Raw genomic sequence first — 10708 nt, 5'->3', positions numbered from 1 at the left:
CCCATCATCCAGGGCAGCACCCAAGGGGCAGATCATGGCTCGCACCACTCCCATCGAGCTTTATCGCAACATCGGCATCGTCGCCCACGTCGACGCCGGCAAGACCACGACGACCGAGCGGATCCTCTTCTACACCGGCGTCAACCACAAGATGGGCGAGGTCCATGACGGCGCGGCGACCATGGACTGGATGGTCCAGGAGCAGGAGCGCGGCATCACCATCACCTCGGCGGCGACCACGGCCTTCTGGCAGGGCTCGACCAAGCAGTTCCCGCACCGCTATCGCTTCAACATCATCGACACCCCCGGCCACGTCGACTTCACCATCGAGGTGGAGCGCTCGCTGCGCGTGCTCGATGGCGCGGTGGTGGTGTTCAGCGGCGCCGACGGGGTCGAGCCGCAGTCCGAGACGGTCTGGCGCCAGGCCAACAAGTACCATGTGCCGCGCCTGGCCTACGTCAACAAAATGGATCGCCAGGGCGCCGATTTCCTCCGCGTGGTCGCGCAGATCAAGCAACGCCTGGGCCATGTCCCGGTGCCGATCCAACTGGCGATCGGCTCGGAGGAAAACTTCAGCGGGCAGATCGACCTGGTGAAGATGAAGGCCATCTACTGGAACGATGCCGACCAGGGCACCAGCTACCGCGAGGAGGAGATCCCGGCGGAGCTGCGGGCGCTGGCCGAGGAGTGGCGGGCGCACATGGTCGAGGCCGCTGCCGAGGCCAACGACGAACTGATGAACAAGTATCTGGAAGGCGAGGAACTGAGCATCGAGGAGATCAAGGCCGGGCTGCGCCAGCGGACCCTGGCCAACCAGATCGTACCGGCGGTGCTCGGCTCCTCGTTCAAGAACAAGGGCGTGCCTCTGGTGCTCGACGCGGTGATCGACTATCTCCCGGCTCCATCGGAAATCCCGGCGATCAGGGGTACCGACCCGGACGACGAAGAGAAGCACGACGAGCGCCATGCGGACGACGACGAGCCGTTCTCGGCGCTGGCGTTCAAGATCGCCACCGACCCCTTCGTCGGCACCCTGACCTTCGCCCGTGTGTATTCCGGGGTGCTGACTTCCGGCGATGCGGTGCTCAACTCGGTGAAAGGCAAGAAGGAGCGGGTCGGGCGGATGGTGCAGATGCACGCCAACCAGCGCGACGAGATCAAGGAAGTGCGCGCCGGCGACATCGCCGCGCTGATCGGCATGAAGGACGTGACCACCGGCGACACCCTGTGCGCCATCGACAAGCCGATCATCCTCGAACGCATGGACTTCCCCGATCCGGTGATCTCGGTGGCGGTGGAACCGAAGACCAAGGCCGACCAGGAGAAGATGGGCATCGCCCTGAGCAAGCTGGCCCAGGAAGACCCGTCGTTCCGCGTGAAGACCGACGAGGAGACCGCGCAAACCATCATTTCCGGGATGGGCGAGTTGCACCTGGACATCATCGTCGACCGCATGCGCCGCGAGTTCGGCGTCGAAGCCAATATCGGCAAGCCGCAGGTGGCCTATCGCGAGACCATCCGCAACACCTGCGAGATCGAGGGCAAGTTCGTCCGCCAGTCCGGCGGCCGCGGCCAGTTCGGCCATTGCTGGATCCGCTTCGCTCCGGCCGACGAGGGGCAGGAAGGCCTGGAGTTCCACAACGAGGTGGTCGGCGGGGTGATTCCCCGAGAGTTCATCCCGGCGATCCAGAAGGGCATCGAGGACCAGATGCAGAACGGCGTGCTCGCCGGCTACCCGCTGATCGGCCTGAAGGCGACGGTGTACGACGGCTCCTACCATGACGTCGACTCCAGCGAGATGGCGTTCAAGATCGCCGCCTCGATGGCCACCAAGCACCTCTCGCAGAAGGGCGGAGCGGTGCTCCTGGAGCCGGTGATGAAGGTCGAGGTGGTGACCCCGGAGGACTACATGGGCGACGTGATGGGCGACCTCAACCGCCGGCGTGGCCTGATCCAGGGCATGGAGGATACCCCGGCGGGCAAGGTGATCCGTGCCGAGGTCCCGCTGGGCGAAATGTTCGGCTATGCCACCGACGTGCGCTCGATGTCCCAGGGGCGCGCGAGCTACTCGATGGAGTTCGTCCGCTATGCCGAGGTACCGGCCAGCGTGGCCGAGGCGATCGTCGCCAGGCAGGGCCGCTGAGAGCCGCCGCGCGCCGCCGAGGCCAGCGGCGGCGCGCGCCTTTGCGGGAGCGGCAGCCGCATCTTCGGCGCCGATGCGCTTGCCAAGCGGGGTTTTTGACGCCCCCTGGATGCTTAACTATAAGACAGTGACCAAGGCCCGCACCTATACGGTCACAAGGATGGCGAATCGATGCTTGCTTCAGCGATTGCCAGCGGTACCGCAGTCTCCCAGGTCTCCAAGCATCTCCTAATGTTCCTGGCCGCCCTTTTCCTCGCCCTCGGTGCATGCGGCTGGGCGATCCTGCACATCGCCAGGCACCAGGACGACATCGCCATCGAGCAGAGCCATTTCTACGTGGAAAAGGCGCTGCAGAATCGCCGGGAAAATTCCGAGCAGTTCTCCACCACCTATTCGTTCTGGACCGATGCTTACGTCTATCTGGGAAACCGGGTCGACGTGGACTGGGCCTTCACCAAGAACAACCTCGGCTCGGTGCTCTACACCACCAACGGCTACGACGGCGTCTTCGTCATCGACGACCGTGGCACTCGCTACGCCATGCTCGAGGGCGAGCTTTCCGAACGCTCGCTGGCCGACTCGCTGAACGCCGACACCGGGGACATCCTCCGCTCCGCACGCCGTGCCGCGGTGGACGAAGCGGCGATCAGCCGCTACGTCGACTTCGACGGCGCACCGGCGATCCTGGTTGCCTCGGCGATCAAGCCCACCAGCGATCATGCGCCCATCGACCTGGCCAAGGCCTCGGTGATGGTCTTCGTCGACCGGCTGACCCCGGCGAAGCTGGCCAAGCTCGGCGGCGACTACGGCATCGCCAACCTGCACCTGCTGGCCGGCGGCGCGGCGGGCGACAAGGAAAGCCTTGCCCTGGAGGGCACTCCCCATCGCCTGGCCTGGGTGTCGTCGCGTCCGGGTAGCGCCATGCTGCGGGAGACCGCGTTGCCGCTGCTGGGAATCTTCGTGCTCGCCGCCGGGCTGCTGTTCTGGCTGAGCCGCAGCGCCGTGCTCAACGCCCGCGCGGTGGATCGCCAGCAGAAGGTCCTGAAACGCAGCAACCAGGCCCTGCTGGCCAGCGAGGAACGTTTCAAGTCGATAGCCGAGGCGGCCTCGGACTGGATCTGGGAAGTCGACGGGCATTTCGTCTTCACCTATCTCTCCGTGCGCTTCCGCGACGTCACCGGCTACCAGCCGGAGGCCTGGATCGGGCGGCGGCTGGACGAGTTGCTGGATAGCGATACGGTGAACATCGTCAAGTGGCTGGAAGGGCTGCCCGATGCCGGTGCGCCGTCCAGCCTGGTCTGCGCTTTCCGCGACAGCCAGGGCCAGGCGCGGGTCGGCAAGCTGAGCGCCAGCGCGATCCGCAACGGCGTCGCCAGCGGCTATCGCGGCACGGCGGCCGACATCACCGACGAGGTCGAAGCCCATGCGAAGATCCAGCATCTGTCCCTGCACGATGCCCTGACCGGCCTGCCGAACCGCAACAAGCTGTTCCAGTTCCTCGAACGCCTGCTGGCGGAAAAGGCTGGCAAGTCGCCGGTAGCGGTACTGATGCTCGACCTCGACCGCTTCAAGCCGATCAACGACCAGCACGGCCATCCCGCCGGCGATGCGGTGCTCTACGCCATCGCCGAACGGCTGCGCGCCTCGACCCGCGACCAGGACATGGTTGCCCGGCTCGGCGGCGACGAGTTCGTGGTGGTCAGTACCCACGTGTCGTCGAAGCTGGAAATCGAGAAGTTCTGTAGCCGGCTGATCGACGTGATCAACCGCGAGGTCGCCTACGAAGGGCACAGCTTCCATGTCGGCGCGAGCATCGGCGTGGCCCTGGCGCCGGAGCACGGCGGCGATCCGCGCGGCCTGCTGCGTTGCGCCGACGTGGCGATGTACGAGGCCAAGGCCGCGGGGCGCAATACCTGGCGTTTCTACTTGGAAGCGATGGACTCCCATCTCGCCGAGAAGAAGCTGCGCGAGACCGAGTTGCGCGCCGCCTTGCAGAACGGCGAGTTCGAGTTGTACTACCAGCCGCGTTTCCTGGCGCAGGAACAGACGATCGCCTCGGCGGAGGCGTTGATCCGCTGGAACCATCCGCGCCGCGGGCTGATCGGCCCGGACGAGTTCATCGGCCTGGCGGAAGAAAGCGACCTGATCGTACAGATCGGCAACTGGGTGCTGCGCGAGGCCTGCGCCACCGCCGCCAGCTGGCCAGGCGAGGTGATGGTCTCGGTGAACGTGTCGCCGGCGCAGTTCATGACCGGCGATATCGTCTGGCAGGTGCGCGAGGCCCTGCGCCTGGCCCGCCTGGATGCTCGCCGGCTGGAGCTGGAGGTGACCGAGAACGTCATGCTCAACGATGTCGATGGCGCGCTGCGGACCATGACGGCCCTCAAGGAGCTGGGCGTCCGCCTCAACATGGACGACTTCGGTACCGGCTATTCCTCGCTCGGCTACCTGCGCACCTATCCCTTCGACAGCATCAAGATCGACAAGCGCTTCGTCGCCAGCATGGAGAAGACCGGGCGCGACCGTTCGATCGTGCAGGCCATCATCAATCTCGGCAACGCCCTGAACCTGCGGGTCACCGCCGAGGGCGTGGAGACCGAAGGGCAGATGCATATCCTGCGCGACGAGCAATGCCACGAACTGCAAGGGTTCCTGCTCAGCCGGCCGCTGGATGCGCAGCGCCTGCGCGATCTGCTGGAGCGCGAGGCGGGGCAGACCCAGGCGCCACAGGTTTCCGCCGAAGGCCATGCTGCGCGCCGGCCTTGAGAGGGAGTCAGAAGGGCGCACGCGGTGCCTCGGCGGCCCTCGGTTCAGCGATCGCCCTGCGTATGGTTCAGAAAATGCTGAACTGATTATTTGACCTGACTGATTCCCTTCCCGTCTTCGCTTGCCGACACTCCGTCCTTCCCATGGCCTTGTGCCAGGGCCAGCGCCGGTGGTCGCTACCCGCTTCGGGCGAATCGCGGTGATGGTCTGCTGCGACCTGGAGTTTCCCGAATGGGTGCGCCTGCCGGCGCTGTCCGGCGCACAACTGCTCTGCGCACCGGTGAACTGGCCGGCGGCACCGCGTCCCGAGGGCGAGCGGCCAGGCGCGGCTGGGCGAATGAAAAAGGGCGCGGACCAGTATCGGCGCCGCGCCCTTTTGCCGGAGGAGAACCTTATTCCAGTTCGGCTGCGCTCTCTTCCTGGCGTTTCAACCCGGTATGACTGATGGCGTGCAGAGCGGTATTGAACTGCACGGTCTCGTTGAAACCCTTGACGATCTGCGCCAGCTTCTCGCGGGCGCTTTCCAGCTTCTTGAAGCGCTCGCCGAGTTCCAGGCTGCGCTGCTGGACGCTGGCTTCGCGCTTTTCCAGTTCGGCCTGGCGCAGGTTCTGCTGGCTGCGCAACTCTTCGAGGCGTTCCTGCTCGATCTGCAGTACCTCGGCTCGCCGCGCGCTGCTGCGCTCGCGGGCTTCGACGCTTTCCGCGAGTTGTTGCAGGGCCGCGCTGCGCTCGGCGAGGAGACGGTTGCTCTGCTCGGTTTCCCGCTCCAGCGCCTGGCGGTCGTCCTGCAGGCGCTTGTGCCACTGCCGGAGCTGCTTTTCCTTTTCCTGCAATTGCCGCTCCTTCTCGTGCAGTTGCGTCTGGAGCGACTCCAGCGACTCCTGCTGCTTGAGCGCTTCCTGCTTCTGCTGGCTCAGTTGCTGGGCCATGCCGGCGAGGTCGGCCAGGGTGCCCTGCACGTCCTGTAGCAGATGCTCGGTATCGTTGCCGATATCGAGCGCGGTATCCGTATCCACGTGGGCTTCATCCTCGGGTTGGCGAATGACGGCGGCGGCCTGGGTGGGCGCCTCTCTGGCGTTGGCCCCGCCCTCGGCGCCGGCCAGGCGTGCGGGCGGCACCCGGAGGCGCAGCGACAGGCTGGGGACCCTGGCCGATACCGGTTCCGGCGCGGGTGCGGCGAGGGGGGAGGGGCTCGGGGGCATGGAGGATTCCTCGGCGGCGTCTGGAGACGGAAGGTTGGCGCTGCCCGTGGCGTCGGCGGCGTGCAGCGCGGGGTGGAGCATCTGCGCCAGGTCGGCAAGCTCCTCGCGAAGATGACTGGCGTTGTCGACGAAGGCGCCGATGGCCTCGGCATCCGCTACCTTGGCGGACTGCTCCGCTTTCGCCGCGAACTCGGCTGGCGCCCCACCCTCGGGCGCTGCCGTTTCCGCCTCCGGCCGCGGCTCGGGCTCGACGCATCCGGCCTCGGTGACGGTTTCGTCTTCCGCCGCCTCGGGCTCGTCGATGGGCTCCGCCGGCCCGTCCGTGGTCTCGTCCGCATCGTCTTCGGCGAGGACATCGGGAGCGGCGTCTTCGAAAAGGGCCTCCTGGACGAGCGGCGGGACTTCCGCGCAGGGTTCCTCGCCATCCAGGGCGGGGCCGTAGCCATGGGGGGACTCGAAGGTGACGAGCTTCATCACCCATTCGCGTTCGAGCACCAGGGAGCGGTGTTCTTCCCGCCGCGAGGGGGCGATGGCCGCGTCCTGCAGGTCGATGAGGTGGTAGGCCAGATCGCTGGTCCGGCGGTTGCCGGTGGTGGCTTCGCGGACCAGTTGGCGGAACACCTGGATGGCCGCCTCGCAGGCCTCGTCGGTGTCGAGACGGCCCAGGCGGAAGCCGTCGTCGGTCTTGAACAGGGAGGCGATGTAGACGCGCGAGTCGTTTTCGTCGACCTGTTCGTTGAGGCTGTAGGCGATGAAGTTGCGGTCGCTGGCGGGAATGGCGAAACCACACAACAAGGCCGCATTCAGTTCCGTCTGCTCGGCAGTTTCCACACTGATGGTTCGAAGAAGCATAAGCCCTGGAGATCCCGTTGGTGCTTGAAAGGTGTAACGGGCAAGGGTACCGGGAGCTATGGGCGAGGTAACTTGGACGAGTCCTATTGCCTTGTAAGAAAAATCTTGAAGATTTTACTGCGTGCCGTGCCCAGCGCACCGCGCAGGCTCGTCCGCTCGTACGGGGCCGGCGCGCTTCAGCGATCCGCCATCAGGACGACGATGGCCTCGGCGACGAAGTCGGCGTTGCGCTCCAGGGTCTGCAGGTGGTTCATGACGACATCGTAGGTTTCGCCGCCTTCATGGCGCTTCGCCCAGATCGCCAGCTCCTCCAGGGCCATGCCGAGGGCACTCTGGTTCTGGTTGAGACGGCAGAGCAGGGCGACAGTCAGGTCGTGATCCAGCATGGCGGTACTCCTGATCCTGAAAAACTCAGCGTAGCCCCCCTGGCGCTCCGCCGACACGGAAGCGGTTCACGAAAAGACGAAACGGTTCAGCCGCTGCCGACGGGGTGGCCTGCGTTCGTGGCCGGTGCCCACGGCGCAGCGCTTTCGATAGCCCCCGGCAGCTTCGGACCGACCTGGCAAGGGGACCTATCCGAACGGCGAGGGTGGCCCGCGGTGGTGGCGCGCCGCATGGCCAGTTCCCCATGCCGCCTGGCTATACTGGCGGCGCGGGAACAAGACGCCGTCCATGAAGAGCGTCCCGGACCCGAACGTCGCGCTTCCTGTCATCTCCGCTACCTATCTTTCGTTCTTCTGCCGCGAAACGGCTTTCGGATGAAGGCGGCCGGCGGTCGCTCGTCGCGCCGTCCCGGGGTTTCCCTGTCCGTGCCGATCCGACCCGTGTTGCCAGCGAGGGGTATGTACGCAATGTCCGTGACCGATGCCAGTTTCCCGATCATCAATTGGTCGAAGGCGATGCCTTCGTTGCGCCAGCTGATGTATTTCGCCTGTGTCGCCGAGTACGGCAGCATCGGCCAGGCCGCCGAGGTGCTGCACGTTTCGCAGCCGTCGCTGTCGCGGCAGATCCAGGCGCTCGAAGTGCACATCGGCGAGGCGCTGTTCGTCCGCGGTCCGGCCGGGGTGAGCCTGACCGAAGTGGGCAGGGTGGTGCATTGCCGCGCGGTGAAGATCATCGCCGAGGCCAAGACGCTGACCCGCGACATCGGCGACGGCGACGACCGCCAGTTGCACATCGGTTTCAGCCGCTACCTCGATCCCGGCTGGTCCGGCGAGCTGGCCCGGCAACTGAAGGAAGCGCGGGTGTGCAGCGCCGTTTCGCCATCCTGGGCGCCATCGCTGGACCTGCTCAGCCTGGTCCGCGAGTCGTCCCTGGACGCGGCGATCATCGGCGCGCCGCCGAAGGTGGTGCGCGAATACGAGCTGATGGAGATCGGCAGCTACGAGCACGTCATCGCCCTGTCGGAAACCCTGCACCGGCGACTGGCGCCCGACTGGTCGCTGAACGACCTGATTGGCGAGCCGCTGCTGGTACCGAAGGACTCGCTGTTTCCCGCCTACAGCCAGTTCATGAACGATGCGATGGATGCCGCCGCCTTCGCGCCCCGGCGCAGCGTGCGGCCGAACGACCTGAGCATTCTCCTGGCCCAGGTCGCCAGCGGCGACGGCTTCGCCTTCCTGCCGTTGTCGCTGACCAAGTTCGCCTATCCGGGGGTGGCCTTCACCGCTCTGCCGGCGGCGGTCAACGAAGGCTTCCGCCTGCCGGTGGGGCTGGCGGTGTCGCCGACTTCGCGGCTTCGCGCCAGCGACACCCAGTTCGAATGCTTCGTCGAGACCGCGCGGCGGGTCGCCGCCGGTTGAGGGACGCGGCCGGGAGCGCCGGCCGCGCGAGGGGCTTCAGAGGGTCTTCATGTACTCGACCAGGGCGCGGCGCTGCTGCTCGTTGAACTGCGCGTTGCCGTAGTCGTGGCCGCCATTGGCGTTGCCCGGCTTGCCGCTGTCGAAGAGGAAGCGGTTGGCGCCGCCGGCATCGGTGATGTAGCCGACGTTGACCGGGTCGAACTCGACGCTGCCGGTATAGAAGGTCCGCGGCCGCAGGTCCGGCGGCAGCAGCAGGTCGTAGAGGGTCGCCACCGAGCCGTTGTGCAGGTAGGGCGGGCTGGCCCAGATACCGTTCAGCGGGCGCGCCTTGTAGGCCATCAGGTCGCTGGTCATCGCCAGGCACTGCTCCAGGCGCCGGGCCTTGTCGCTGTCGGCCGCGACGTTTTCGGCCAGGAGCAGGGCGCCTGGCGCGTCCGCGGCGGTCGCTTCGGCGCTGTCGGCGTCGGGGCTGTCCGGCACCGGACTGATCAGCGGCGGCAACTGCCCGTCGAAGATGCCCAGGGCGGCGGTCTGGAAGGCACCCAGGGCGACGCTCAGGCCGCGCGCGGCCAGGGCCTGGACCACCACTTCCTGGAGCACGTCCACCGCATAGGCCTGCTTGCCGTAGAAACCGCGCTGGCCGGTGCCGACGAAGGACAGGTAGGGCTTGCCGCGCACGTAGCCGGTCTTCAGTTGGGCGATGCTGTTGCAGGCGGTCCACGGGTCGGTGCCGATCGGCGCGACCTCGCCGCGCGCCTGCAGGTGGGTGAGCACGGTCTTCACCGGGGTCCGCAGGTCGTTGCGGTCCAGCGGCGTGTGGCAACTGGAGCAATGTTGCCGGTACAGCTCGCGGCCCTCGGCGACCCTGGTCGGCTCCGGGGCGCCGAACAGCTGGTTCGGCCAGGCCGGCGGCTTCAGTTGGCCGAGCTGGTCTTCGATGCGGATCAGGTTGTCGACGTTGATGCTCGACGGGTAGCCGATGTGCAGCGCCGACTGGATCGGGCTGAGCACCTTGACGTCGGCGAATACCCCGACCGCCTCGCCGGCGTTGCGCGCCAGGGCGCCGACGTCGAACTTGCGGTTGTCGATGTCGACCACGTTGATGTGGTTCGGGTTGAAGCCGGTCCACTGCACGCGGTCCAGCTGCGGTACGTTCCACAGGAACGGATAGCTCACGGGGGCGTCCTCGGCGCCGTAGATCTGCTCGTCGGCGTGCAGTTCGTAGCCCACCGAGTTGAAGATCGAACCGATGGCGTCCAGGCGGCCCGGGCCGAACTCGGGATCGTGCGGCAGGTTGAAGTGCGAGCCGTCGCGCAGGCGCACGATGGTGGCGTCCAGGGCTGCCTGCAGGCGCGCCTTGTTGGCGTCGTTGTAGCCGCTGACCAGGCCGTCGGCGCCGAGCACCTTGCGGGCGAAGCGCTCGAACTTGGCGGTGTCGGCGCGGGTGCTCTGCAGGGCGCCGAGGATCTCCAGCTGGAAGCCGGCGAGGTCGCCCATGGTCTGCCCGCCGTAGACGGTCAACTGGGTGCCCTGGTAGCTGATGTGCGAGGTGTGGCACATGCTGCAGGTCGGTCCGACCCAGGGTTCCCTGGAGCCCTGCAGGGCTTTCCAGCGCAGCTTGGTGAAGGTCAGGTCGCTGTCGTCGCTGCGGTCGACCGCGTAGCCCTGCACCACCTTCACGCTGGAACCGCCGAGGGTGTGCGGGACATAGCCGTACTGGCGGATCAGCGCATCGGACATCAGCGGTTCTTCGCTGGCGCGCTGCTCCAGCGCCACCAGCCAGGCCAGCGGCAGCATCCGCGAGCCCTGGCCGGCTTCCAGCCAGGCGGTCTTCTGGGTCTGGTTCCAGCCCTGGTCGAGGTCGACGCCGCTGTCGTCGGCGAATGCCGGGGCACCGGCGAGGACGGAAAGGATGGCAAGGCTGAGTCGCGATAGGGTCATCG

Annotated in this window: 6 protein-coding genes and 1 pseudogene; 4 read left to right on the top strand and 3 right to left on the bottom strand. The window is 66.8% G+C overall.

Features of this window, described 5'->3' with window-relative positions:
• The first annotated feature begins 34 nt into the window (after window positions 1-34).
• From fusA to ACTJJX_RS12560, 3 genes and pseudogenes are all read left to right on the top strand, one after another.
• A complete protein-coding gene (gene fusA, locus ACTJJX_RS12570) occupies window positions 35-2143 on the top strand; it encodes an elongation factor G (protein ID WP_016851686.1) in 2109 nt (702 codons plus the stop codon).
• A gap of 171 nt (window positions 2144-2314) precedes the next feature.
• Window positions 2315-4909: a bifunctional diguanylate cyclase/phosphodiesterase gene (locus ACTJJX_RS12565; protein WP_003120255.1), complete on the top strand. Its 2595-nt coding sequence runs from the start codon at window positions 2315-2317 to the stop codon at window positions 4907-4909.
• A gap of 160 nt (window positions 4910-5069) precedes the next feature.
• Window positions 5070-5273, top strand: a pseudogene (locus ACTJJX_RS12560) (nitrilase-related carbon-nitrogen hydrolase); the annotation flags it as partial.
• Window positions 5274-5301: 28 nt separating this feature from the next.
• On the opposite strand, the gene ACTJJX_RS12555 reads toward ACTJJX_RS12560, so the two are convergent.
• Window positions 5302-6963, bottom strand: coding sequence for a hypothetical protein (locus ACTJJX_RS12555; protein ID WP_003142545.1), 1662 nt, complete (start codon window positions 6961-6963; stop codon window positions 5302-5304).
• Between the two features lie 176 nt (window positions 6964-7139).
• Window positions 7140-7349 (bottom strand): hypothetical protein, encoded by a 210-nt coding sequence (locus ACTJJX_RS12550; RefSeq protein WP_003088759.1) that lies wholly within the window; start codon window positions 7347-7349, stop codon window positions 7140-7142.
• A 513-nt stretch (window positions 7350-7862) separates the two neighbouring features.
• On the opposite strand from ACTJJX_RS12550, the gene ACTJJX_RS12545 reads away from it, so the two are divergent.
• On the top strand, window positions 7863-8765 hold the full coding sequence (locus tag ACTJJX_RS12545; protein WP_004343377.1) for a LysR family transcriptional regulator: 903 nt from the start codon (window positions 7863-7865) through the stop codon (window positions 8763-8765).
• Between the two features lie 36 nt (window positions 8766-8801).
• On the opposite strand, the gene ACTJJX_RS12540 is transcribed toward ACTJJX_RS12545, so the two are convergent.
• Entirely contained in the window at window positions 8802-10706 is a 1905-nt protein-coding gene (locus tag ACTJJX_RS12540) for a 10S-dioxygenase (RefSeq protein ID WP_003114857.1), read from the bottom strand.
• Window positions 10707-10708 lie beyond the last annotated feature (2 nt).

This window comes from Pseudomonas sp. 22490, from assembly GCF_052044465.1.
Taxonomy (GTDB): Bacteria; Pseudomonadota; Gammaproteobacteria; order Pseudomonadales; family Pseudomonadaceae; genus Pseudomonas; species Pseudomonas aeruginosa.
This window is presented reverse-complemented; position numbering and strand designations above follow the sequence as displayed.

Excerpts from the sequence above, each read along its gene's own strand:
- fusA (WP_016851686.1), top strand. The coding sequence starts at position 35 with ATGGCTCGCACCACTCCCATCGAGCTTTATCGCAACATCGGCATCGTC.
- ACTJJX_RS12565 (WP_003120255.1), top strand. The coding sequence starts at position 2,315 with ATGCTTGCTTCAGCGATTGCCAGCGGTACCGCAGTCTCCCAGGTCTCC.
- ACTJJX_RS12555 (WP_003142545.1), bottom strand. The coding sequence starts at position 6,963 with ATGCTTCTTCGAACCATCAGTGTGGAAACTGCCGAGCAGACGGAACTG.
- ACTJJX_RS12550 (WP_003088759.1), bottom strand. The coding sequence starts at position 7,349 with ATGCTGGATCACGACCTGACTGTCGCCCTGCTCTGCCGTCTCAACCAG.
- ACTJJX_RS12545 (WP_004343377.1), top strand. The coding sequence starts at position 7,863 with ATGCCTTCGTTGCGCCAGCTGATGTATTTCGCCTGTGTCGCCGAGTAC.
- ACTJJX_RS12540 (WP_003114857.1), bottom strand. The coding sequence starts at position 10,706 with ATGACCCTATCGCGACTCAGCCTTGCCATCCTTTCCGTCCTCGCCGGT.